This window comes from Pseudomonas syringae pv. tomato str. DC3000, from assembly GCF_000007805.1.
GTDB lineage: Bacteria > Pseudomonadota > Gammaproteobacteria > Pseudomonadales > Pseudomonadaceae > Aquipseudomonas > Aquipseudomonas avellanae.
The window spans coordinates 1,718,708-1,742,260 of the sequence record NC_004578.1 but is presented as its reverse complement, the minus strand read 5'-3'; the positions used below and the strand labels follow the sequence as shown (position 1 = coordinate 1,742,260).

At 56.6% G+C, this 23,553-nt stretch carries 25 protein-coding genes and 2 pseudogenes; 7 read left to right on the top strand and 20 right to left on the bottom strand.

The features are described from left to right. Positions 1 to 328: 328 nt before the first annotated feature. Positions 329 to 682 carry a cyclophilin-like fold protein gene (locus PSPTO_RS08270; RefSeq protein WP_046463932.1) on the top strand — a complete coding sequence of 118 codons (354 nt, stop codon included), beginning with the start codon at positions 329 to 331 and terminating at the stop codon, positions 680 to 682. A gap of 57 nt (positions 683 to 739) precedes the next feature. On the opposite strand, the gene PSPTO_RS08265 is transcribed toward PSPTO_RS08270, so the two are convergent. After that, a complete protein-coding gene (locus PSPTO_RS08265) occupies positions 740 to 1,768 on the bottom strand; it encodes an alpha/beta hydrolase (RefSeq protein ID WP_011103611.1) in 1,029 nt (342 codons plus the stop codon). Between the two features lie 48 nt (positions 1,769 to 1,816). Continuing rightward, a complete protein-coding gene (locus PSPTO_RS08260; protein ID WP_011103610.1) occupies positions 1,817 to 3,025 on the bottom strand; it encodes an MFS transporter in 1,209 nt (402 codons plus the stop codon). A gap of 106 nt (positions 3,026 to 3,131) precedes the next feature. Here PSPTO_RS08260 and PSPTO_RS08255 point away from each other — a divergent pair, with 106 nt between their 5' ends. Next, positions 3,132 to 4,025, top strand: coding sequence for a LysR family transcriptional regulator (locus tag PSPTO_RS08255; RefSeq protein WP_011103609.1), 894 nt, complete (start codon positions 3,132 to 3,134; stop codon positions 4,023 to 4,025). 9 nt (positions 4,026 to 4,034) lie between these two features. Here PSPTO_RS08255 and PSPTO_RS08250 read toward each other — a convergent pair whose 3' ends face one another. Continuing rightward, the gene (locus PSPTO_RS08250; RefSeq protein ID WP_011103608.1) at positions 4,035 to 5,147 is read right to left on the bottom strand and encodes an XAC2610-related protein; all 1,113 of its coding nucleotides are present in this window, start codon (positions 5,145 to 5,147) and stop codon (positions 4,035 to 4,037) included. Between the two features lie 152 nt (positions 5,148 to 5,299). On the opposite strand from PSPTO_RS08250, the pseudogene PSPTO_RS30210 reads away from it, so the two are divergent. Then, a pseudogene (locus PSPTO_RS30210) lies at positions 5,300 to 5,383 on the top strand (short-chain dehydrogenase); the annotation flags it as partial. On the opposite strand, the pseudogene PSPTO_RS30645 reads toward PSPTO_RS30210, so the two are convergent. Next, positions 5,369 to 5,578, bottom strand: a pseudogene (locus PSPTO_RS30645) (LysR substrate-binding domain-containing protein); the annotation flags it as partial. The pseudogenes PSPTO_RS30210 and PSPTO_RS30645 sit on opposite strands and share 15 nt — an antisense overlap. Before the next feature lie 64 nt (positions 5,579 to 5,642). Next, the gene (locus tag PSPTO_RS08240; protein ID WP_011103606.1) at positions 5,643 to 5,954 is read right to left on the bottom strand and encodes an antibiotic biosynthesis monooxygenase; all 312 of its coding nucleotides are present in this window, start codon (positions 5,952 to 5,954) and stop codon (positions 5,643 to 5,645) included. A gap of 263 nt (positions 5,955 to 6,217) precedes the next feature. Here PSPTO_RS08240 and PSPTO_RS08235 point away from each other — a divergent pair, with 263 nt between their 5' ends. Together PSPTO_RS08235 and PSPTO_RS08230 are read left to right on the top strand one after the other, a co-directional pair. Beyond that, entirely contained in the window at positions 6,218 to 7,528 is a 1,311-nt protein-coding gene (locus PSPTO_RS08235) for a mechanosensitive ion channel family protein (protein ID WP_011103605.1), read from the top strand. A 62-nt stretch (positions 7,529 to 7,590) separates the two neighbouring features. Then, entirely contained in the window at positions 7,591 to 7,773 is a 183-nt protein-coding gene (locus PSPTO_RS08230; RefSeq protein ID WP_011103604.1) for a type II toxin-antitoxin system RelB family antitoxin, read from the top strand. A gap of 376 nt (positions 7,774 to 8,149) precedes the next feature. Here PSPTO_RS08230 and PSPTO_RS08225 read toward each other — a convergent pair whose 3' ends face one another. The 4 genes from PSPTO_RS08225 to PSPTO_RS08215 all read right to left on the bottom strand — a co-directional run bounded on the left by PSPTO_RS08225 (position 8,150) and on the right by PSPTO_RS08215 (position 10,949). Next, positions 8,150 to 8,530 (bottom strand): hypothetical protein, encoded by a 381-nt coding sequence (locus PSPTO_RS08225; protein WP_226992686.1) that lies wholly within the window; start codon positions 8,528 to 8,530, stop codon positions 8,150 to 8,152. Between the two features lie 237 nt (positions 8,531 to 8,767). Continuing rightward, positions 8,768 to 10,339, bottom strand: coding sequence for a hypothetical protein (locus tag PSPTO_RS08220; RefSeq protein WP_011103602.1), 1,572 nt, complete (start codon positions 10,337 to 10,339; stop codon positions 8,768 to 8,770). 46 nt (positions 10,340 to 10,385) lie between these two features. Then, positions 10,386 to 10,541, bottom strand: a complete 156-nt coding sequence (locus PSPTO_RS29865; RefSeq protein ID WP_010202284.1) for a hypothetical protein — start codon at positions 10,539 to 10,541, stop codon at positions 10,386 to 10,388. 141 nt (positions 10,542 to 10,682) lie between these two features. After that, a complete protein-coding gene (locus tag PSPTO_RS08215; protein WP_226992685.1) occupies positions 10,683 to 10,949 on the bottom strand; it encodes a hypothetical protein in 267 nt (88 codons plus the stop codon). A 146-nt stretch (positions 10,950 to 11,095) separates the two neighbouring features. On the opposite strand from PSPTO_RS08215, the gene xopAF reads away from it, so the two are divergent. After that, positions 11,096 to 11,950, top strand: coding sequence for a XopAF/AvrXv3 family type III secretion system effector (xopAF, locus tag PSPTO_RS30205; RefSeq protein ID WP_011103600.1), 855 nt, complete (start codon positions 11,096 to 11,098; stop codon positions 11,948 to 11,950). Positions 11,951 to 12,150: 200 nt separating this feature from the next. Here xopAF and PSPTO_RS08205 read toward each other — a convergent pair whose 3' ends face one another. The 9 genes from PSPTO_RS08205 to PSPTO_RS08165 all read right to left on the bottom strand — a co-directional run bounded on the left by PSPTO_RS08205 (position 12,151) and on the right by PSPTO_RS08165 (position 21,411). Beyond that, a complete protein-coding gene (locus tag PSPTO_RS08205) occupies positions 12,151 to 13,575 on the bottom strand; it encodes an IS1182-like element ISPsy6 family transposase (RefSeq protein WP_054082654.1) in 1,425 nt (474 codons plus the stop codon). A 598-nt stretch (positions 13,576 to 14,173) separates the two neighbouring features. After that, a complete protein-coding gene (gene rpoS / locus PSPTO_RS08200) occupies positions 14,174 to 15,181 on the bottom strand; it encodes an RNA polymerase sigma factor RpoS (RefSeq protein WP_005616022.1) in 1,008 nt (335 codons plus the stop codon). Positions 15,182 to 15,285: 104 nt separating this feature from the next. Further along, the gene (locus PSPTO_RS08195) at positions 15,286 to 16,152 is read right to left on the bottom strand and encodes a peptidoglycan DD-metalloendopeptidase family protein (RefSeq protein WP_005766016.1); all 867 of its coding nucleotides are present in this window, start codon (positions 16,150 to 16,152) and stop codon (positions 15,286 to 15,288) included. A gap of 205 nt (positions 16,153 to 16,357) precedes the next feature. Continuing rightward, complete coding sequence (locus PSPTO_RS08190; RefSeq protein WP_005766015.1) at positions 16,358 to 16,993, bottom strand: protein-L-isoaspartate(D-aspartate) O-methyltransferase; 636 nt, start codon at positions 16,991 to 16,993, stop codon at positions 16,358 to 16,360. A gap of 41 nt (positions 16,994 to 17,034) precedes the next feature. Further along, positions 17,035 to 17,784, bottom strand: a complete 750-nt coding sequence (gene surE, locus PSPTO_RS08185) for a 5'/3'-nucleotidase SurE (protein ID WP_005766014.1) — start codon at positions 17,782 to 17,784, stop codon at positions 17,035 to 17,037. Further along, on the bottom strand, positions 17,772 to 18,830 hold the full coding sequence (truD, locus tag PSPTO_RS08180) for a tRNA pseudouridine(13) synthase TruD (RefSeq protein ID WP_011103598.1): 1,059 nt from the start codon (positions 18,828 to 18,830) through the stop codon (positions 17,772 to 17,774). Before truD ends, surE begins: the two co-directional genes overlap by 13 nt. After that, a complete protein-coding gene (ispF, locus tag PSPTO_RS08175; protein ID WP_005766012.1) occupies positions 18,827 to 19,300 on the bottom strand; it encodes a 2-C-methyl-D-erythritol 2,4-cyclodiphosphate synthase in 474 nt (157 codons plus the stop codon). The genes truD and ispF overlap by 4 nt, the downstream gene beginning before the upstream one ends. A 53-nt stretch (positions 19,301 to 19,353) precedes the next feature. Then, positions 19,354 to 20,199: an S-formylglutathione hydrolase gene (gene fghA / locus PSPTO_RS08170; RefSeq protein ID WP_005766011.1), complete on the bottom strand. Its 846-nt coding sequence runs from the start codon at positions 20,197 to 20,199 to the stop codon at positions 19,354 to 19,356. A 99-nt stretch (positions 20,200 to 20,298) separates the two neighbouring features. After that, positions 20,299 to 21,411 (bottom strand): S-(hydroxymethyl)glutathione dehydrogenase/class III alcohol dehydrogenase, encoded by a 1,113-nt coding sequence (locus PSPTO_RS08165; RefSeq protein ID WP_005766009.1) that lies wholly within the window; start codon positions 21,409 to 21,411, stop codon positions 20,299 to 20,301. 104 nt (positions 21,412 to 21,515) lie between these two features. Between PSPTO_RS08165 and PSPTO_RS08160 the strand changes: the two genes are divergently transcribed. After that, positions 21,516 to 22,412, top strand: coding sequence for a LysR substrate-binding domain-containing protein (locus PSPTO_RS08160; protein ID WP_003377838.1), 897 nt, complete (start codon positions 21,516 to 21,518; stop codon positions 22,410 to 22,412). Between the two features lie 6 nt (positions 22,413 to 22,418). Here the strand turns inward: PSPTO_RS08160 and ispD are convergent, their stop codons facing one another. Beyond that, complete coding sequence (gene ispD, locus PSPTO_RS08155) at positions 22,419 to 23,129, bottom strand: 2-C-methyl-D-erythritol 4-phosphate cytidylyltransferase (protein ID WP_005766007.1); 711 nt, start codon at positions 23,127 to 23,129, stop codon at positions 22,419 to 22,421. A gap of 13 nt (positions 23,130 to 23,142) precedes the next feature. Next, positions 23,143 to 23,421: a cell division protein FtsB gene (gene ftsB / locus PSPTO_RS08150; protein ID WP_003377835.1), complete on the bottom strand. Its 279-nt coding sequence runs from the start codon at positions 23,419 to 23,421 to the stop codon at positions 23,143 to 23,145. Between the last annotated feature and the right edge of the window lie 132 nt (positions 23,422 to 23,553).

Here is a 23,553-nt window from a genome sequence, read left to right as displayed (position 1 = left end):
CACGATGCAAGAAACCGCATGCCTTGAGGCATAGGTGAAAAAATTGCACAGACGAAGCGCGAACATTCATGAGCAATGTTCATCTCAGCATGTACTCCCACGCAGACAAGAAACCGCTGCGCACCCGGTATGCTTCTTTCACAGCATTTCTCGGGGGAACAACGCCATGGCAGACGCACGAGTGAGACCTTCAAAAACAGAGCAATTCGCAGGCCTGACGTTATCGGCCTGTCTGGGATTGAGCCTTTTGATACCGTTTATTCCAGGCACGGCTTTCGCACAACAACCCTATTCCTCATCGCCGAGTCATAACGTTCAGGAGCGCAGTATGAACATCAGCATGATTGCCGACGACAAGGTCGTCACGTTTCATCTGGAAGACAGCGCAACAACCAGAGACTTTGTCGCGATGCTGCCGCTTGAACTCACGCTGGAAGACTACGCTGCCACCGAGAAGATCGGCACGCTCGCGCGCAAGCTGGACGTGAGCGGTGCGGCGGCTGGCAGCACGCCAGTCGAGGGCGATATTGCCTATTACGCGCCGTGGGGCAATCTGGCGATTTACCACAAAGGCTTTGAATACTCGCCAGGGCTGGTGAGGCTGGGCAGAATCGAATCAGGCATGGAAACCATCCGAAAGCCAGGCGCTGTGGCGGTCAGATTTGAAGTCGCAAAAGACTGAAAACGAAAAAGGCCCTGCGCTTGCAGGGCCTTTTGAAGTGCTCGGATTACCGGCTGATTACTTCAGGTTCTTCTTGAAGAACTCACCCAGTGTGTCGAACGGGATGAGATCGACCCGATCATACAGATCCACATGCCCAGCACCCGGCACGATAATCAGTTGCTTGGGCTGGCCGGCCAGTTTGTAGGCTTCTTCGCTGAACTCCAGCGAGTGTGCAGCCGAACCCGCGATGAACAGCATGGGCCGTGGCGAGATCGTCGCGATGTCGTTAAACGGGTAGAAGTTCATGAACTTGACGTTGCTGGTCAGCGTCGGGTGGGTGGTCAGTTCAGGCGACTGGCCTTCAGGCGTGAACTCGCCCCGCGGCGTGCGATAGAAGTCATAGAACTCACGTTCGATAGGGCCGGACTTTTCAGTCAGCTTGTGCACGGTGCCGCTGGTGTATGCAGTGTCGCCGCCGCTGAATTCCACATCGCGCTGCAGTGCCGCCTGCTCGATGGTTTTCTTGCGCTGCGCCAGGGTCTGCGCATGTTTCAGGCCATTGCGATTGGCGGCGCCCATGTCGTACATGCTGACGGTGGCGATGGCTTTCATGCGCGGGTCGATCTTCGCAGCACTGATGACAAAACTGCCGCTGCCGCAGATGCCCAATACACCGATGCGGTTCTTGTCCACAAACGTCTGGGTGCCAAGAAAGTCCACAGCGGCACTGAAGTCTTCGGCATAGATGTCCGGTGAAACAGCGTTGCGCGGCAGGCCTTCACTTTCGCCCCAGAACGACAGGTCCAGCGACAGCGTCACGAAGCCCTGCTCGGCCAGTTTCTGCGCATAGAGGTTGGCGCTTTGCTCTTTCACGGCACCCATCGGATGGCCGACGATGATTGCCGGTGCTTTTGTATTCGGGTCAGAGCCTTTGGGGATGAACAGGCTGCCGCCGACTTTCATCTTGTACTGATTAGTGAACAACACTTTTTGCGCAGTGACTGTGTCGCTTGTGTAGAAATTATCGGCACCGTGAGACATGTCTGCTCCTATCGCAGAATATGAGCTTATTAACAGCCCAAGCATCAAAAGAAACTTTTTCATGGAGCGTTCCCCTCATTGAATGATTGACCAGCGTTTTTTATTGAGCGCTTACGTGTGGCGTTGTTGATCAGTGCGAGCGTTAAGTCGTGCCGCCCCGGCAAGCGCGGCCGAAGCCGCCAGCAGCACGCCACCGAATGCGAACGGGCTCCACCAGCCGAGGTTGTCGAACAGCGCACCGCCGATGCCCGCACCCGCCGTGATTGCCATCTGAATGGTTGCGACCATTAGCCCGCCGCCTGCCTCGGCATCGTCGGGCAGTGCTCTGCTCAACCACAGGCCCCAGGCAACAGGTGCTGGCGTGGCGATCAGCCCCCAGGCGGCAAGCACGGCGGCGACGGCCAGCGGCGAGTGGCCCAGGCCGGTGAGTGCCAAGGCAAGAACGGCCATCACCAGCGGAATCGCGATCAGGCAGGCATAAATGCGTTTTTGCAGCAGCCCGCCAATCAGATAAGTCCCAAGCAACCCGCTGGCACCCAGCAACAGCAGCATCAGCGACAGGGTGGTGACGCTAACGCCAGTGACGTCTTCCAGAAACGGGCGCAAGTAGGTGAAGACGGCGAACTGGCCCATGAACAGCAGCATGATGGCGGTCATGCCAATGGCGATCTGTGGAGTGCGCAGCAGCTGAAACGGGTTACGCGCCCGACTGTTCGGCGCGTTGTTCATCGCCGGAAGGCTCAACCACTGCCAGGCGAAAGCCAGTGCGGCGAGCGGGACAACCAGAAAAAACGCGCCACGCCAGCCAATGTACTGGCCCATGAAACTGCCCAGCGGCGCAGCCACGGTGGCCGCCAGGGCGTTACCGCCGTTGATCAGCGCCAGGCCCTTGGCGACGGATTCTTTGGGCACCAGTTTCATCACGGTCGCTGTCGACATCGACCAGAAGCCGCCGATGGCGACCCCGAGCAATGCACGGCCGGTCATGAATACCCAGCCGCTGGACGCCAGCGTGACGATCACCCCGGACACCAGCAACAACAGGCTGAAGCCCAGCAGGACATGCTTGCGGTCAAGATGCCCGGTCAACGAGGTGTTCAGCAGACTGGTCAATACGGCAAAAAAGCCGGAAATCGAAATCGCCTGCCCGGCCTGGCCCTGGCTGATGCCGAGATCCTGCGCGATCGGTGTCAGCAGGCTGACCGGCATGAACTCCGACGCAATCAGCACCACCACACACAGGGCCATGGAAAACACGGCGCCCCAGGCAGGCGGGTGAGCCGTCGTCGTCTGCTGCGGGGTAGATTCAAATGCGTTCATGCGTCACTGACCTGGCGAATTGCAAAATAGTCGGCACAGGTTAGGGCAAAGGGATTAGGATGATTAGATACCGCAATTCCCACGCGATTGTGAGAGATATTCAGCAATGAGCACACCCAAACTCAACGATCTGCAAGCCTTCCTGCTGGTTGCGCGGGAGCAGAGCTTTACCAAGGCCGCCATCAAACTGGGTATCACGCCCTCGGCCCTGAGCCACACAATGCGAGCGCTTGAAGAGCGCATGGGCTTGCGCCTGCTGGCCAGAACCACACGCAACGTGGCCCCCACCGAAGCGGGCGAACAGTTGATGCGCTCGATAGGGCCGCTGCTGGATCAGATCGCCGCAGAAGTCGAAGTATTGGGCGAGCTGCGCGACAAACCCGCTGGCACCATCCGCATCACCTGTTCCGATGACGCCGCAGAAGGCATCCTTCGGCCCATGCTGGCGGGGTTTCTTGCGCAGTACCCGGATATCCAGATCGAAGTCTGCATCGACTACGGCTTCACCAACATTGTCAGCGAACGTTTCGACGCGGGCATCCGCCTGGGTGAATCCATCAGCAAGGACATGATCGCCGTGCGTCTGGGGCCGGACTGGCGCTTGTCAGTGGTCGGGGCGCCTGGCTACTTCGAGAACCATCCCGTGCCGCTGCAACCCCAGGACCTGACTCAGCACACCTGCATCAACATCCGCCATTCCCCGAACGGAAGTTGCTATGCCTGGGAGTTCGAAAAAGACAGCCGCAAACTGAACATCCGGGTCAATGGCCAGTTCACGTCCAACAGCATGATCCACGTCCTCAACGCCGCACTCGACGGCGTGGGCCTGGCCTACGTGCCAATTTCACTGGCCCGACCGCACCTCGAAAGCGGCCGTCTGAAAGAAGTACTGGTGGACTGGAGCCCGTACTTTGAAGGCTTTCATTTGTATTACCCGAACCGGCGTCAGGCGTCGCCAGCGTTTACAGCGTTTGTCGAGGCGGTGAGGTATCGTGGCTAGCAGGTCGTTTTACTGCGCAGCCTTTATAGCCTCTGCGACCTTGTTCAACGAACCTTCGGCAGGCTCGGCGAGCAGTTTAAGTTCGGTGGTTTTGCCGCGAACAATCACTTGCATGCCGGTTGGCGCGCCCTGCGCATCGCCCACAATCCGGTAAGTGGTGTCGCCGCGCACGAAGCTCAATGCGTGAGTGGCGTCGTCGTACTTCAGTTGCTCACCTTCGGCCTGGGGATACACCAGCCCGACCAGATTCTTGCTGTCCACTGCAGCGTAATAAACCGGCTCCGCAAACTCGGAGCGAAACAGGACAATCCGTTTGCCGGACGGCGCAAGCCTGAACGACAAGAGCGTTTCACGCTGTTCGTCTTCTTCCCAGACAATGCGGGTGGTGTAGGTCATTTTTCCATTCTGATTGCGACCCACCGTTTCAGTCGGCAGCCCCGACCCGCCGTTGTGTTCAATGACTGTTTGCGTCTCCAGAACCGGCTCACCGTTATGGATGCCGTAAGTAGACATCTGGTGCCAGCAGCAACCGCTTTTGGTCATGGTCTCGACCGTACGGGTTTTCTCATCCACGCTGAACAGGCCGCAGTTACTTTGCGCCAGCTCGGTAAACGAATCGCTGTGCCGCAAACCGTCAGCCGTGCCGAGAAAGACCTGATACGAGGGGCCGTGATAGCAGCTGTTCTGACCGTCCATCAAGGCCAGGTCCTTGATGCCATCGAAATTGAAATCCTGATAGATCAATACGCTCTGCTCGCCGTAAGGCAACTCGTGCACATTGGTCTTGACCTCACCGGTTTTAGGGTCGGTGTCGAGCACCAGCTCATCGGACTGTACGCGGATCAAGGCTTTGCCGCTGGCCTTGTCGTAAACGTTGATGACGCCAGGACGAAACACGTCGTCCTTGGTGGAAATTTCCAGCGTGGCCCGGTATCGATCAGAAAAGTCCTGCAAGGTGTAGCTGTCCCTGGTCACGCCCGCAAAGCCTGCAGCGTCTATCTCACCATAGGTCGCCGGCGCAACGGCTGCACTGGCTAGGGTAGACGAGGCCAACCCGACAAGTACCCACAAGGCCTGCAACCCGAGACGTGACGCGCAGCGTTGAACGATGGATAAATGCAAGACGCAACTCCCTTGATAATGAGTGATGAGTGTACTTCAGCCCGACCAGCCTGTTAGTGAATGGTGTTCACAGGGCCAGGCAAGTATCTCTGGCTAATCAATGCTTCGCCAGTGCCCTAGAGTGGTGCCCTACCCCTCTTGAGAAGAAGTAAATGACCGAGGTAACAGTAGTCATCGGCGCGGGATCGATTGGCCAGGCCATCGCTCGGCGTGTCAGTGCCGGCAAGCATGTTGTGCGGCACATCGCCAAACAGCCGGACACCCGCATCAAACCCGTCTGCGACGATATCGACCAGGCGAGTGTCCGCCACACACTCGATATGGATCTGTGGGTTGTCCTTCAAAAAGCGGGGCATGACGTGGCGTATCAACAGCATGAAGGACGACTCGGACGCACTCAGACGTATCAGGCCCGAAGGCGTGTTGCGCTCGGGTTTCGCCCACGGCCCCACGATGGAAAACAAGGCAGCCATCACGCTGATCCGTGATGCTGCGTCAGTTGCCGTGAGCTGCAGTAACCCGAGAAACGAAACGCCCAAAACTTAGGCTCGCGCCTGTGCCGATCAGGTAATCGAGCAACTGCATCATTGGCGCGTCATCGAAAGACCGGTTCATCAGGGATTCACTTTCCCAATAGCCGGTAAGCCGCCAGAGCCCCGCCTCTTGAGGGCTGCGCGTCAATGTGTAATCGAGGCATCCACAAGCGGCCTGAAGGCCGTCGATGTAAGTCCGGGCGGTCTGTGCGAACGTCGAGTCCAACGGCTCGACCAGGCGTATTTCAATGGTATTGATGCATTCGGTAGCCATCGGCTGATCCTGCTTGATTGGCTCGGCGCGAATCTAACTGCCGTCAGACCCAACGACTACCTCACTGATCCTGCATATGCATGTGAGCAGGGCTCATCAATACGATCAAGCCCGCGTAACTCGCGACGTTGAAGTTCAACAATGGGCTTGCCGATACACTTTGAAATCATTGGCCAACGTTTACTTCGTGTTTATAGACCGCCCTGTCCGACCCGGTAAATGTTTTAATCACGCCCCCTCTTCACTCTCGGGCTTCGGGTTTCATGGATATTCAATCGCTTTGGCTTCGTACTCAGGAACTATGGGGCATGCTCGACCAGCATCCGTGGGTGCGCACCGGGCTGGCGCTGATCCTGTTGCTGACCACCGCGCTGGTGCTCGGCCGCGTGGCGCGCTTTGTGGTGCTGTACACCGTCAGGATGCTCGGTCGTCAGCCGTCGTTGCACTGGATCAACGATTTTCGCCATAACAAGGTTTTCCACCGACTGGCGCAAATGGTGCCTTCGCTGGTTGTCCAGTTCGGGCTCAACCTGGTGCCCGGCCTGACCGCCACGGGCAAGAACGTCATCGGCAACCTGGCCATGGCGTTCACCATTCTGTTCATGACCCTGGCCATCGGCGCACTGCTCAACGCCCTGCTGGACATCTACGCCCGCACCGAGCACGCCCGCACCCGCTCGATCAAAGGCTACGTGCAACTGTCGAAGATGATTCTGTATGTGTTCGCCGCGATCATCATCGTCGCCACACTGATCGACCGTTCGCCGCTGTTGCTGCTGTCCGGCCTCGGCGCCATGTCGGCGGTCATTCTGTTGGTCTACAAAGACACCCTGCTGTCGTTCGTCGCCAGCGTACAGCTGACCAGCAACGACATGCTGCGCGTCGGCGACTGGATCGAAATGCCGCAAGTGGGCGCCGATGGCGACGTGGTGGACATCACCCTGCATACCGTGAAGGTGCAGAACTTCGACAAAACCATCGTCTCCATCCCGACCTGGCGCTTGATGTCCGAGTCGTTCCGCAACTGGCGCGGCATGCAGCAATCCGGCGGACGGCGCATCAAACGCAGCCTATTCATCGACGCCAGCGGCGTGCGCTTCGTACGCGACGATGAAGAACAACAACTCATGCAAATCCACCTGCTCACCGACTACATCGGCCGCAAACAAGCCGAACTGCTGGCCTGGAACGAAGCGCAAGGCAACGTCGCCCAAATGTCCGCCAACCGCCGACGCATGACCAACATCGGCACCTTCCGCGCCTACGCCCTGGCGTACCTGAAAAGCCATGTGGACATCAACTCCGGCATGACCTGCATGGTCCGCCAGCTGGAGCCGACTTCGCAGGGCATCCCGCTGGAAATCTACTGCTTCACGCGTACTACGGTGTGGGTGGATTACGAGCGGATACAGGGGGATATTTTCGACTATCTGACTACGGTGATGCCGGAGTTCGGGTTGAGTTTGTATCAGCAGCCGAGTGGGGCGGATATGCGGGTTGGGTTGCGGGGGCAGTCCGACCGGGGCGGGAATGCGCAGACGGCAGAGACGTTTCCTACAGAACGTCAAGGCTGAAAGGCACAGACAATGCACAACTGAACGCCTAAGGTGGATTCGCAGCCATCAGGAGCTTGATCATGAGCGCTCGAACTTCTCCAATCGTGTCGGAGTTTGAACAGGCCGCCAGCTACGACAAATGGTTTCGTGCCCAGGTGCAGGCTTCAATCAGTGATCCAGCGCCAAATATTCCACACGATCAGGTCATGGCCGAGATGCGTGAATTTCTAGAGTCGAAGCAGACTCCGTCAGATGCTGGTTGAGTGGCGGCCAGCGGCACGAATTAACCTGCAGCAAATACTTCTCTACATTGCAGACAGAAACGCACAAGCAGCCAGCGAGCTGGGAATAGTGGATTGTCTGATTTAGCGTTTTTGTACATTTCGGCTAGATCCACGCCCAGATTGTCTTCGGCCAACCCCAGCACTTCAAGTCAGCGACGCATGCCTTAAGCAGCATCGGATCTACATCGGGAATTGAGGTAGTCAGCGCGAAACAGTTTTTGTAGGCGGTCTGCCCAACGGTGAAGGTGAAGTCTTTGTCAGACTTTCCCTGCCCCCTCGTTTTGGCCGCCTTGAGAATGTGAACATGGCAGTCATCTAAGGCCGCCGTGATTTTCAATGTCTGAGCGACCTCGTCTCAACTTGCATCGTCATTCCAAGTAGACGCAAGAATGGCAAAAAATCGCTTCGCCTTGTCGACGCTCTCTGACTCCAGTATCGAGCGCATGGCCATATTGACCCCAGGAATAAACGCGTCAGACGCAGGCTCAAGGAGCTTCTGATCAATCCGCCGACTTAGATCATTCAGTAATGTGTAAATCTGCTTAAGGGCGTGATCATCGGCTCTTTTGGACAGCATTCTGTCTATGCTGCCCAGCCCTGCCGTATTCATCGCAATCACGACGAATGGAAACAGAACATTGTTTTCGTAAACGCCACAAATTTTTTCCATCATGGTTGGCGATGCGATCTGTTTGCTCACTGCCAGCTCCTCTACCCTATCTGGTATGACCTTCATGAATGCATCCTAAGCCTAGATCTTGGCCAAAGGATGTCAGGCGCATGTTTCGCCTGAAATACGCCGCTGCTCTCGGATGCCAGGTTTGTCGGGTTGGTAAGCGCCTGAGCCGGCCACGGTGGCAGTGTCACGACGCGCCTGCCTACTTGCTAAGCCAGAGAGAGGGAACAGATGTGCGTGCATCAGTGGCTACCAACCAGATCTGGGCGAGGCGGATGATCGGCGCAACTAACCTCGCTACATCTGGTGATCGTACCGGGCCATTTTCAGCATGGAATAGACGAAGTCCAGCTTCTCTTCGGTCGGCTCATCATCACGCAGCCAGCGTATCTTGATGCCCAGGTACTGCGCCCATTCGATACCCTTCTTGAAGCTTCGCCGGTCATCATTTTTTGCCGCGAGCTCGACGTATTGGTTGACCAGTTTGTATTGGTTTTTGCCTGCCCGGTATTTGGCATTTTCGAACGCTGCCTGGAAATGAGGCATCGCCGCATCGAACTGATCCTTACGGTAGTGGTAGACCCCACGTAACCAAGGCACCATCCAGCACAGTTGCTCATCCAGTCCGTAGGCCGCTACCTGAGCCGCATAATCATCAACCTGCACAAGCTGAGTGGCCACATCGCCCTTGAGCTCAAACCCCTTATTCAGAAGATCTGCAAAACCTTGGGGTGGGAGAAAGGCTGACTGCCGCCGAAGCAGATCCAGGTGGGTGCATACGGCGAAAATACCGTACTTACTCTTGAGTGCTTCCAGCACGTCCTCACGTAATGGCGCTCTTGGACGAGCATTTTTGAGCTGCCACACCTCGTCGGCGACAGCGGTCAACTTGCTGTCAAAGAACGCCCAGTAATCTCTACAGGCACTGAGCCACACGAACGAGGCAGACTCAGGGGATTCTTGCTGCCGCATCACGGGTGCAAGCTCAGCTCTGAACTCGTCGACGTCATCGGCAATCCATACGGCGTATTCTCGAAATTGTTGGCAAGCATCGACGAGGTACTCGGGGTCGTAGGCTTTTGTGATTTCCCTCGCAAGGTAGCTAGATACCCGAGCAATCAACAGCGCGACAAAGATGCTGACCTGAAGCTCTTTGGATACCTCTCGCCCGTTTTGAGCCAGTGCGGCGAATGATTCTTCGAAATTTTTGAACAGTGCTGGAAGCGCCGGAAGTCGTACACCCCGCGTCCACTTGATGGCGTTGTCGAGGTTCTGTTGAAGCGTGTTGCTGTCGCTTTGAGGGTTCTTACCAGGATAGTGAAACTGCGTCTGTGAGAGACAACAACGCCCGTATACCCAGCGCATAACCTTTTCCAGAGGCAGTACCAGACTGCCATCCGCAGCCACCGTCGGCAAGTACCAGAATGTGGCATCTGGCATTTCCAGCTTAAGGTCTGCAAGACTGTGCCTGAGAAGGCTTTTATTCAGCGACACGACCAACACTGGAATTGCTGTCGTCGAAATGAAGTATTGAACGGTTTGCGCTTTGCTAAGGTAAGTTCCTTCTTCGCTAACCAGATGGCTGTATGCATCCAGCAGATCGTTGAGTGGATCGCCTATGGCGCTCATAATCTGGATGCTGGGTATGTATGCTGTCAGGATTTTGCTGAGCCCCTGAATTGCCTGGCCAAGGTTTGAAATCAGCCCACCTTCTTCTTTAGCTAGCCTTATCAATTGCTTCTGAATGCTCTTCTTCTGCGTCTCGTCAACGTCATCACGACTGGCTTCCTTTCGCGGAAGCACGCCAAAGGCATCGTAGGCCAGCTTCACCAACTCGCCTTGGGTGGCGAAGCAAGTATCTCGATTCATCTGAAATCCTTAATACCCCGGCCAATGATGACCGGGGCGCGCATTCCTAGCGCTGGTTAGGGTTGAGCTGCTTGCCGCGATTGCCATGAACGTGAGCGTTCGCCTGATTAGTACCTGACGTGCCACGATTACTGTTCAATGCATCTGATCTGTCGTTCTGCTGCTGACGCTGCTGGCTGGTGGGACTGGTTGGCTTGGCCATGACTGCTTCCTATTGGGTGGGTAAAGAAGGTCGCATGCTAGCCGCCCGGCATAATGCAGTATGTAGGCTTTTTGGAGACGACATCTCAGCAGCGCTACCGCAAAGCTTCTGCGTTGACGATTTCGCACTTGATCCAAACGTTCAGAAGGCTTGCTCATCCACGACCTTGAATTCGCTGTAGCCGCCAAGCCGCACGATAGAGCCGGCGTAAAATACTTCGCTTCCTACTTTGAGCGTAAGCATCCAGCTATCGTGATTTGGGGATATGGAACCACTGAAGAGTTTTAAGCCACTCAGTAGCTTTCTTTTTTGAGCTGCACGCATGCGAGTATCAAACTGTTCAGCACCTGTGATCAAACATACCATTCGCACCTGTGCCGCCCACTCGACCTTGAGTAGTGTCGCCATCGAAATCCAAGTATCACATCACAAACGAAAAGCAAATTAGCGAACCCTATACATTAGCCATATGAGGCGTGGTAACGACCACACCAAGTTTTCGGCTATGCCGCTACGATCCTAAAATTTAATCCTACATTAAAGAGAGAACCGTCATGGGGCTATGTATTTCAAAACACTCTGGTAGCAGTTACAGCTACAGTGATAGCGACCGCTGGCAAGTGCCTGCATGCCCTCCAAACGCCAGGTCTGTATCCAGTCATCAAACAGCATCTGCGAGTGACATCGCATCAGGCGATGTGGATGAACGTCCTGCAACGTTTTCTCATTTTCAACTTGCGCGGTGCGGTGGAGAGTACACGCTTAGCATGGTTTCTGCAGCGGCTTATCAAGCAGAAAGACGGCATCGCGGTAATTTAATAAAAGATCGTAGTCAATCCATACTCCCATGGGTCCAGGTATATCATTCTAAAAAAGGTTTGGATTACAGCTTCCAGATCGACAGAACTACGACTGTTAAAGTGGCTGGATTCAACTGCTCTATCCCCAATAACAGAGGGACTCGGCATTTATACAGCGCTGGTACGAGTCAGACAAACATGCCTGTCATCGCAGACAACATGAGCGCATGCATTGCTGTCGCGTGTGCGGCGGAAAACGTGGATGCTGGCACGGGTGAACGTAGGCCGGGGGCGAAAGTTCGCGTATTCCATCTACTCCCTTTTCGACGCGAAGACCTTGTGCCAGAAGAAGTTTTAGCTTCTGTGCGCGATTATCTGCGAACGACCAAAGAACAGGGGCTAACAATGCGCGTAGCTATGCATGGAGGGAATACAGAGGGTGATTTCTCAGTCAGCACTGCGCAGGCATTGAAAGGCCTGTTTGCTAATGAAGGGATCCCGCTTGAATTTGACGAGACCTGTGCAAACCGAACGTCTGAAACACTGCTTGGTGCCGTTATCTTAGATGACAACTCGACTCATTTCATAAAACATCTGGTCGCACAATAATTCAATAAAGCGCTACCTGTAATAACCTCAAACAAGAACTACCAACCGGCAATCTAAGGGGGTCATGTTTAGGTATTTCAGATGCAATAAAAAGGCCCTTATCAGACTGTGTGAAAACACACTGATGAAGGCCCAAGCAAACGCCCCGACTTGTTCGGGGCGTTTTGTTTTGTATTGGCAGCAGACGAAAAAATGACCGCTCAGCCCATCAAAGCCATCAGATGGCGCACACCGAGCACTTTAATCGCTCGTTTCAGGTTATAAGCATTCACCGCCAAGGCCATTTCAGCTTTTGTCCCCTCCAGTTGTCGCAGCAAGAAACGGCCATTACCAAATAGCCATTGCTTGAGGTTGCCGAAGGGGTGCTCAACGATGGATCTTCGGTTGGCCATCATCTCAGGATGCGCCTGCATTCTTTGCTCCATCCGCTCGAAAGCCTCTTCATGGGCATGTCGTGAGACATAACGGCGCTGGGCTCGAGTGCATTGCGTTTTCAGCGCGCAGTTGGCGCAGTCATCGACCTCAGCCTGATAGATCCGATCACCTTTGTTGTGCTGTTTTAGCGTTAACCATTTGCCTGCCGGACACTGGAAACGATCGTGTCCGGCCTCATAGATAAAGTCTTTTCGCTCAAAGAGCTGCTCTTCATGACTGCCAGGGTTTTTCGAACGATTGGGCGGTACATAGGCCGTAATCGAAGCATCCTCGCAGGCCTGAAACTGCTTGCCATTGGAGTAGCCGGCATCGGCAGTGACCGTCAGCTCATCTTGCTGTAACTCTGCTTTGGCGGCCTTGGCCATCGGCTCCAGTTGCTTTCGGTCATCGCCATCCTGGGTGACCTCATGATGCAAAATCAGGCAATGCTCGGCGTCCACGACGGTTTGCACGTTGTAGGCCACACGTGGCCCTTTGGCCGTGCGCATCATTCGGGCATCGCTTTCATGAGTGTTGAACTGCTCGATGCCCATCGAACGCATCAGTGCCTGGCAACTCTGATTATCCTGTTGTCGAGCCTCAAGCTGTGCCAGTGCTGCTTTGATTGCGCTGCGATCAATTGAATCTGTGGTTTCAGCCTTGTCGGCCTCATCCAGCTCGGCCAGATACTGAGCGATGCGCTTATCCAGTTTTTCTTCCTGGCGCTTGAGCTGCTTCAAATTCACATGACGCCGTGAGGAGGCGACCGCCTGAAACTTGCTGCCGTCGATGGCCACCAATTCACCGGCGATCAAGCCTGCTGTGCGACAAAATCGAACGAAAGCACGGCAGGTCGCGATGAAGGCGGGTTTATTGTTCTTGCGAAAGTCGGCGATGGTCTTGAAGTCGGGCTTGAGCCGGTTGATCAGCCACATCACTTCGATGTTGCGCTGACACTCGGCTTCAAGACGTCGCGATGAGCGAATCCGCTGAAAATAGCCGTAGAGGTAGAGTTTTAGCTGATCGGCGGGATCATAAGCAGGGCGCCCCGTGCTTTTTGGAATCGCTTTATCGAAGCCCAGTTGCACCAGATCGAGCTTGGCAACGTACAGGTCAATGACACGAACGAGGTGATCCTCGGGGATCAACTCTTCCAGCGAGACCGGGAATAGGCTGGTCTGGCTGCGGGACTCACCTTGGATGTAGGCCATAACGAAAAATGCTCTGTATCTTTCGATACGGAGCATTTTCTTTGAGCGCTGCGCAGATTGCTAGGTTTTCACACAGTCTGTTCAAGGGCCTTTTTTTGAAATTCACTTTTGCATAGACGAAAAAAAGGGGCGGTATGACCCGCCCACATTTTGTCCTTAATCCCTGTATTCCCTTGTCATCGTCCTGATGAATCGCTTCCCGCGATGTCCTGACCGTCATCCTTGATGGCCTGTGCCTGTCCGTTGGCACAGCTTCGATAGTAGAGATTTAACCTCACAGAGCAACACCCGAAACGCTCCAGAATATTTCTGCAGTAGCACGCCTGAAAAATAAAAATGCTTTTAAATCATGAGCTTGCCAATAAAAAAACGACTGCATGACGACAAGTCTCACCCTCGATACCTAGATAACTTACAACACGCGTGCGCGATGACTTACAAGGTTTGCACACCGCCCACCCGATCACGCCCCGTGCTGCCGGCAACAACGGCATCACCGGGCAAATGGCCTCGAACGATTGAAATGACGAAAGACATACAAAAAAGCCGATATACACATCATGTGTTATATCGGCTTCGGGTTTACGCGGTGGGAGGTTTACTGGAAGAGTGACTCGCTGGACAGGCCGTTCTTTTCAAGGATCTCACGCAGGCGTTTCAGCCCTTCAACCTGTATCTGCCTTACACGCTCGCGCGTCAGACCGATCTCAAGCCCTACATCTTCAAGCGTGCTGCTTTCGTGCCCGCGCAAACCGAAGCGGCGGATGACGACCTCACGCTGCTTTTCGGTGAGCTCGGATAGCCACTGGTCAATGCTCTGCGACAGATCATCATCCTGCAGCAACTCGCAGGGGTCGGTCGGACGGTCATCAGTCAGGGTGTCGAGCAGGGTCTTGTCCGAGTCAGGTCCCAGAGATACGTCCACCGACGATACGCGCTCGTTAAGGCCCAGCATGCGCTTGACCTCCCCTACCGGTTTTTCCAGCAGGTTGGCGATCTCTTCAGGGGATGGCTCGTGATCGAGCTTCTGGGTCAGCTCTCTGGCTGCACGCAAGTAGACGTTCAGCTCTTTGACCACGTGAATCGGCAACCGGATGGTCCGGGTCTGATTCATGATCGCACGCTCGATGGTCTGACGAATCCACCAGGTGGCGTAAGTAGAGAAGCGGAAGCCGCGTTCGGGATCGAACTTTTCAACGGCGCGGATCAAGCCAAGGTTGCCCTCTTCGATCAGATCCAGCAATGAAAGACCACGATTGACGTAACGCCTGGCGATTTTAACCACCAGCCGCAGATTGCTCTCAATCATGCGTTTGCGCCCGGCCGGATCTCCACTTTGCGACAACCGCGCAAAATGCACTTCTTCTTCCGGAGACAGCAGAGGGGAAAACCCGATTTCATTGAGGTACAGCTGGGTAGCGTCGAGCGCCCGCGTGTAATCAATGTATTTGTGTTGTTTGAGCGACGTTGATTGCTTGGCCTTGGTGCGTCCCGAGGCAGCAGCAGGCTGCTTCTCGTTTGACGCTTCCTTCAGGACAATGCCGGCTTCCATAAGGAGCACTTCATCATCGATGTCAAACTCCGGCGCTTCGTTGCCAAGAGCCATTGTTTTAGTCCTTTGGTGAGTTCGACCTCAAGCTCCAGTGCCGCCTGGTTCCATGGCAACACGTGAGCCTGTTCCTATTTACGTCAGGAACAGGCTGGCAACTATCAACGGCGTGGCAAGAATCCCAATGGATCTACAGGTTTCCCTTGGCGGCGAATCTCAAAATGCAGTTTCACCCGGTCAGTTCCTGTTGACCCCATCTCGGCAATCGTCTGCCCTGCCTTGACCTGTTGCCCCTCCCGTACTAACAACCTGCGATTATGACCGTAGGCACTGACGTAGGTGTCGCTGTGTTTGATGATGATCAATTCGCCGTAGCCCCGTAATCCACTTCCGGCGTAAACAACTGAACCATCAGACGCTGCCAAAACAGGCTGTCCCAAATCACCAGCGATATCAATTCCTTTATTCAAACTGCCGTTTGAGGAAAATTTACCTATCAAAATGCCACTGGAAGGCCAGGTCCAACCCGTAGGAGACTTGCCCGCCGGGCCTGTGCCGGTGGTCGCGGAGGGAGGTATCACCACAGGTACAACCGTGATCGGCTTGGAAATAACCGTGGTTTTGACCGAGCCCGAGCTGCTCGTGCTGGTCGATGTGGTCGTCACCGGACGTGTACCGGAAGGCCCTGAAGCGACCTCGGATGTTGAAGAGGAGCGTCCGTCAAAGCGAATTGTCTGACCTGGTTTGATGGTAAACGGCTCCGGGATCTGATTACGCGCCGCCAGCGCTTTCCAGTCCCAGCCGTAACGGAATGCAATCGAAAAGAGCGTGTCACCGCGCCTGACGACATACTGACCGGTGGTCACTGTCGGACGTTGCGCTACGGTGTTGCCGTTGCGATCGACCACGCGAACGCCGCCCGAGGGCGAGCTGGAGCAGCCGACCAAAAGGACACTGAGAGCAATGCCAATCACCAGACGCTGAAAATTTCTTGAAGACCTGAGCTGCTGAATGACTGTGAGACTCACCCGCCACTCCCTTTTACCGGTGACTGAATTCAAAAAGATGCCTATTGTGCCGTAATAGCGACGGGCAGCCAGTGATTAAGCGCTGAAACGTTGTTATGTATCAATCAGCTACATGAAATGATGCCATCAGGCCATTTAACATTTCGGGCCGCGCGCTGTAGACCGAGGACTGACGCCAGAATTCACTCGCGGGTGCAGACAATCTTTACGCAATCGGCCCATTGAGCAGCGGGACGAAGCGCACAGCGCCGAGTACATGCCGGGAAAAACCGTTTTCTTCACGAATGATCAGCATCAGTTGCTGAACCTCGCCAGCCCCCACCGGTATGACCAGCCGGCCTCCGGGGGCCAGTTGATCGAGCAGCGCCTGCGGCACATCGGTCGCGACTGCCGTCACGATGATACCGTTGTAGGGCGCCAACGCCGGCCAGCCCTCCCAGCCGTCGCCCCAGCGGAAAACCACGTTGCGCAGGTTGAGTTCGACCAGCCGTTCCTTGGCGCGGTCCTGAAGGCCCTTGATGCGCTCGACCGAAAACACCCGCTCCACCAGTTGCGACAGCACGGCGGTCTGATAGCCGGAACCGGTGCCGATCTCCATGACCTTGTCGAGCGGCCCGGCTGCCAGCAGCAGCTCGCTCATCCGCGCAACCATGTAAGGCTGGGAAATGGTCTGGTTGTGACCGATTGGCAGTGCAGTGTCTTCATAGGCGCGATGCGCCAGCGCTTCATCGACAAACAGGTGCCGGGGCGTCTTGCGGATAACGTCCAGCACACGCTGGTTGGCGATGCCTTCTTCGCACAGACGCTGAATCAGGCGCTCGCGGGTTCGCTGCGAGGTCATCCCGATCCCGCGTCGTAGTAGATCATCCTGCTCGCGAGACATCAGCGCCGCCCCTCCAGCCAGTTGTTAAGGCTGCTGAAACCGTCCTGATAGGTGCGATCCAGCTGCAACGGGGTGATCGACACATAACCCTGCACGACCGCATGAAAGTCGGTCCCGGCACCGCCGTCCTCGACGTCGCCGGCAGCCGCGATCCAGTAACCGGCGCGACCCCGCGGATCGACCACCTTGACCGGCGCCGCAGCGCGGGCACGGTGGCCCAATCGAGTCAGTTGAATGCCGCGGATATGCTCCAGCGGCAGGTTCGGAATATTCACGTTCAGTACCGTGCGGGGTGGCAGGTCGAATTGCTCATGGGCCTCGACCAGCAAACGCGCATAATGCGCCGCCGTCGCCAGATTATCCGGCTGACGGGACAAAAACGAAAAAGCAAACGAGGGACGCTGCAGAAAACGCCCTTCAAGCGCTGCGGCGACCGTTCCGGAATACAGTACATCGTCGCCCAGATTGGCACCCAGATTGATGCCTGAAACCACCATCTCGGGCTCTCGCTCCAGCAGCCCGTGAATTCCCAGGTGCACACAGTCAGTCGGCGTACCGTTGAGACTGATGAAGCCATTAGCCAGGGTTTGCGGGTGCAGCGGCCGATCAAGTGTCAGCGAACTGCTGGCACCACTCTTGTCCTGATCAGGCGCGATCACCACGCACTCGGTATAGTCCGCGAGCGCCGCATAGAGCGCTGCAAGACCGGGCGAATTCACCCCGTCATCATTTGATATCAGAATACGCATGGGCTGTCCGTCTGCCCAACCGGCACCAGATCAACGAGTTCGCGCACCAAAACAGTGGCAAAGCATCCGGGCGGAAGGACGAATTCCAGTTGCAGAATGTCAGGCTCGGGATAATGCCACGTCAGCCGCCCAATGGGCAGTCGCAGGATGCGACGTTCGTGCTCCATACCGGCCCTGACCAGCCAGTCGCGCAGCACGGACTCGTCGTTGGCGATGGCGTTTTCCAGCGCTGCGGTGGCACCGCCAGCTGGCGATGGGCCTTCACCCCACTGCGGGCCGGTGGGATGGAGGTCGAGAATTGCCAGTCGGGGGTCGCTGCATTCATCAACATCAGCCGGGAAAAAGCTGCGGCTGTCAGTGAACGCCAGCAAATCGCCTACCTGAGCCTTCTGCCAGCTGCCATCGGCAACACGCGCTGCCAAGACACGATTGAAAAGGTAGCTGCGCGCGGTGGACAACAGCCGCGAACGCACTGCACGTTGTTCAGGCAGCGCCTTACGGCCTGCGTAATCGCGCGCCTCGCCCAGATTGCCGCCCTGATAGCCGAAACGCTGCACACCGAAATAGTTGGGTATGCCCTGCAGGGCGATGGTTTCAAGGCGTTGATTCAACGCCTCCTTGTCACCCTCCAGTTGGGTCAGCCTGAGCGTGAAACCATTGGCGGCGTGGGCACCGCGCTGCAATTTGCGCTTGTGTCGCCCGCTCTTGAGAATCTGCAGCGTAGCGTCCTGCGCGGCCGAAAGGTCCGGATCGGCCTTGCCCGGCAGCTGAATGCTGAACCATTGGCGGGTCAGCGCCTGGCGGTCTTTCAATCCGGCGTAACTGACCGTGCGCAACTGAACACCTGCGGCACGTGCCAGCCTGCGAGCCGCTTCCACGGTGTTCAGGCCGCGCTTTTCGACCCACAGCCACAAGTGCTCGCCATCGCCGGACAGCGGGATGTCGAGTACTTCGTCAACCTGAAAGTCTTCGGCTGTAGCCTTCAGGGCTGCACGCCCCAGTGCATCGCCGTAAGCCCGCGGCCCCAGCAGTTCGAGTTCGTTCATGCGCGCAGCAACAACGCGACAGCATGCACCGCAATGCCTTCTTCACGGCCGGTAAAGCCGAGTTTTTCCGTGGTCGTCGCTTTCACGTTCACCTGATCCAGCTCCACGAGCAGATCCTCGGCGATCAACGCACGCATGGCATCAATATGCGGTGCCATTTTCGGTGCCTGGGCGACAATGGTGGCGTCGACATTGCCGACCTTCCAGCCTTTGCCGTGGATCTGCTTGAGCACATGACGCAGCAATACGCGGCTGTCAGCGCCTTTGAATTGCGGGTCTGTGTCGGGAAAGTGCTTGCCGATGTCGCCCAGCGCTGCCGCGCCCAATAGCGCATCGCTCAGCGCATGCAGCAGGACATCGCCATCGGAGTGGGCCAGCAGGCCGAACCCGTGTGCAATCCGCACGCCGCCCAAGGTAATGAAATCGCCTTCAGCGAAACGGTGCACATCATAGCCATGGCCAATACGCATAAAAAAACGCCCTGAAAAAAGTCAGGGCGTGATTCTACCTGCTTTGGCGCGCGTTAGCTGTTCAAGGCTGCAGCGTGATGCCTCAGATGGTCTTCGATGAAACTGGCGATGAAGAAATAGCTGTGGTCATAGCCAGGCTGCATCCGCAGTGTGAGCGGATAATGCGCAGCTTTCGCGGCCTGAACCAACACCTCTGGCTTGAGCTGATTGAGCAGAAAATCGTCACGATCACCCTGATCAACCAGCGTCGGAAGTTTTTCCGCAGCCTCGGCAATCAACACGCTGGCATCCCATTCACGCCAGCGCGAGCGGTCTTCGCCCAAGTAACGCGAGAATGCCTTCTGACCCCACGGGCAATCGATCGGATTGCTGATTGGCGAAAATGCCGACACCGATTTGTAACGACCCGGATTGCGCAAGGCACACACCAGCGCGCCGTGACCACCCATCGAGTGGCCACTGATACTGCGGGCCTGTGAGGCCGGAAAGTGCGCTTCGACCAGTGCGGGCAACTCCTTGACCACGTAATCGTGCATTTGATAATGCCGCGCATACGGCTGCTCGGTGGCATTGAGGTAGAAACCTGCGCCGTGACCGAAGTCCCAGGCACCCTCAGGGTCGTCCGGCACATCGGCCCCGCGCGGGCTGGTATCAGGCGCGACGATGATAATACCCAGCTCCGCCGCGAACCGCAGGGCCGCTGCTTTCTGCATGAAGTTTTCGTCCGTGCAGGTCAGACCCGACAGCCAATACAGCACGGGCAGCTTGCCGCCCTGCTCTGCCTGAGGCGGCAGGTAGACGGCAAATACCATGTCGCAGCCCAGCACCTGAGAGTGATGTTTGTAACGCTTGTGCCAGCCACCGAAGCTTTTCTGGCACGAAATATTTTCCAAAGGCATAGAAGGGTCTCCAGCAATTAGCGGCAAGCTTCAAGCAGCAAGCTAAAAGCGGGCGCAAAGCTCGCTTGCCGCTTGAAGCTTAAAGCTTGCCGCTGCTCCTCAAAAATGAATGACGGTGCGGATGCTTTTGCCTTCATGCATCAGATCGAATGCCTTGTTGATGTCTTCCAGGCCCATTGTGTGGGTGATGAACGTGTCCAGCGGAATTTCGCCGGTCTGCGCCATGTCGACGTAGCTTGGCAATTCGGTACGGCCACGCACGCCCCCGAACGCCGAACCGCGCCAGACGCGCCCGGTCACCAACTGGAATGGACGGGTCGAGATTTCCTGACCGGCACCGGCCACGCCAATGATCACCGACTCACCCCAGCCCTTGTGGCAGGATTCCAGCGCTGAACGCATGAGCTGCACATTGCCGATGCACTCGAACGAAAAGTCGACGCCGCCATCGGTCATGTCAACGATGACTTCCTGGATCGGACGGTCGAAATCCTTCGGATTGACGCAATCGGTCGCGCCGAGCTGTTTGGCAATCTCGAACTTGGCCGGGTTGATGTCGATGGCGATGATTCGCGCCGCCTTGGCTTTGACCGCGCCAATCACCGCCGAGAGGCCGATACCGCCCAGACCGAAGACCGCTACGGTATCGCCCGGCTTGACCTTGGCGGTGTTGAGCACTGCGCCAATACCGGTGGTGACGCCGCAACCCAGCAGGCAGACTTTTTCCAGGGGGGCTTTCTTGTCGATTTTGGCCACCGAGATTTCTGGCAGCACGGTGTATTCGGAGAAGGTCGAGGTGCCCATGTAGTGGAAAATCGGCTCGCCCTTATAAGAGAAGCGCGTGGTGCCATCCGGCATCAGGCCTTTGCCTTGGGTCGAACGGATCGCCTGACACAGGTTGGTTTTCCCCGACCGGCAGAATTTGCACTGACGGCATTCCGGGGTGTACAGCGGAATGACGTGATCACCGACCGCCACAGAGGTCACGCCCTCGCCGATGGCTTCGACAATCGCGCCGCCTTCATGGCCGAGAATCGACGGAAAGATCCCCTCAGGGTCGGCGCCGGAAAGCGTGTACGCATCGGTATGGCAGACGCCGGATGCCACTACTTTGAGCAGCACTTCTCCCGCTTTGGGCATGGCGACATCGACTTCAACGATCTCCAGTGGCTTTTTGGCTTCAAAGGCGACAGCGGCGCGTGACTTGATCATCAATCTTCTCCGACGAGTAAAAACAAGGTTTGCAGTGTAGTACAGTGCCAATTGACGAGTAATACGACCAAAAGCAAAACATTAATGCTGTACAGGGATAATCGATGTACACCAATCGTTGGGAAGGTCTGGACGAGTTTGTCGCGGTCGCTGAATGCGGGCAGTTCACGGCCGCAGCGCTACGGCTGGGCGTTTCTTCGTCGCACGTCAGCCGCCAGATCGTGCGTCTTGAAGAACGCTTGCAGACTCGCCTGCTGTATCGCAGCACACGCAAGGTGGCACTGACCGAGGCGGGCCAGACGTTTCTGCATCACTGTCAGCGCCTGCAGGACGGTCGCGAAGAAGCCCTGCGCGCGGTCGGTGATCTGGCCAGCGAGCCGAAAGGCCTGTTACGCATGACCTGCGCAGTTGCATATGGCGAGCGCTTTATCACGCCCTTGGTGACCCGCTTCATGGAGCTGTATCCGCAGCTGCGCGTGGATATCGAACTGAGCAATGACACGCTGGATCTGGTTCATGAGGGCATGGACCTGGCGATTCGTCTGGGCCGACTGCAGGATTCGCGTATGGTCGCGACGCGCCTTGCGCCCCGGCAAATGTACCTGTGCGCATCGCCTTCCTATCTCGAACGCTATGGACGACCGCACAGCCTGTCGGAACTGAGCCGCCATAATTGCCTGATCGGGGGCAGCGATACCTGGCAGTTGCAACAGAACGGCCGCGAGTTTTCCCAACGAGTACAAGGCAACTGGCGCTGCAACAGCGGGCAGGCCGTGCTGGATGCCGCATTGCAAGGGGTCGGGCTGTGTCAACTGCCCGATTATTACGTGCAAAAGCACCTCAAAGAAGGAGCGTTGGTGTCATTGCTGGAAGCGCATCAACCACCCAACACGGCCGTGTGGGCGCTTTACCCGCAACAACGTCACCTGTCGCCCAAAGTGCGCAAGCTGGTGGATTATCTGAAAGAAGGGCTGGCGATGCAGGATGAATATCGCCAGTAGCGGCCGCTAACGGCCAAATTCGCTGCGACGCTGGCGCAGCCATTCCAGGTCTTCGGGGCGAGTGACCTTGATGTTGTCCGAACGCCCTTCGATCAAACGCGGCGACTGCCCTGCCCACTCGATGGCCGATGCCTCGTCGGTGATGCTGACATTCGACACCAGGCTGTCGGCCAAGGCTCGGTGCAAGGTACCCAGACGAAACATCTGCGGCGTGAACGCTTGCCATATCAGGCTTCGGTCAACGGTCTCAACCACCCGGCCATCGCTGTCGGCACGCTTGAGGGTGTCGCGCGCCGGCACGGCCAACAGCCCTCCGACCGGGTCGTCTGCCAACTGACCGAGCAGGTTGTCCAGGTCACTGCGCGCCAGATTCGGGCGCGCAGCGTCATGCACCAGCACCCAGTCGTCATCACTTGCCCCCTGCGCATGCAGGTGCAGCAGCGCGTTGAGCACCGAGCCGGAACGCTCGCGTCCGCCGTCCACTCGCTGGATACGCGAGTCATGCGCGCAGGGCAATGCAGCCCAGTAAGGATCGTCCACAGCCAGGCTGATCACCAGGCCCTTGAGCCTTGGATGATCGAGAAAGCAAAGCAGGCTGTGTTCAAGAATTGTCAGGCCGCCCAGTTGCAGGTATTGCTTGGGACGGTCAGCTGCCATGCGAGCACCGATGCCCGCCGCAGGTATCACTGCCCAGAAGGCAGGAAGAAAGTCAGTCATCGCACCCACTTGATCATTGCGCGAGCTGGTAAAGGGTTTCGCCCTCTTTGACCATGCCCAGTTCGTGCCGGGCGCGCTCTTCGACGGTTTCCAGGCCTTTTTTCAATTCCATGACCTCGGCATCGAGCACACGGTTGCGCTCCAGCAGCACCTGATTTTCAGCATGCTGGTCGGCAATCTGCTGAGTCAGGCTGGCCACTTGCGCAAGGCTTCCGTTACCGACCCAAAGGCGGTACTGCAAGCCAGCCAGCAACAAGAGCAGGATAAGGAACAACCAGTTAGGACTGCGCATTGAAATATCAGGTACCCAGTAAAAAAGACAGCAGAGCCAACGTGAAGAACAAATGACCGAGGGCATTGAGCCTGACATAAGCCAGGCTCAATCACTCCAGATTACCGCGGAGCGTCAGCATCGCAGCTGCAA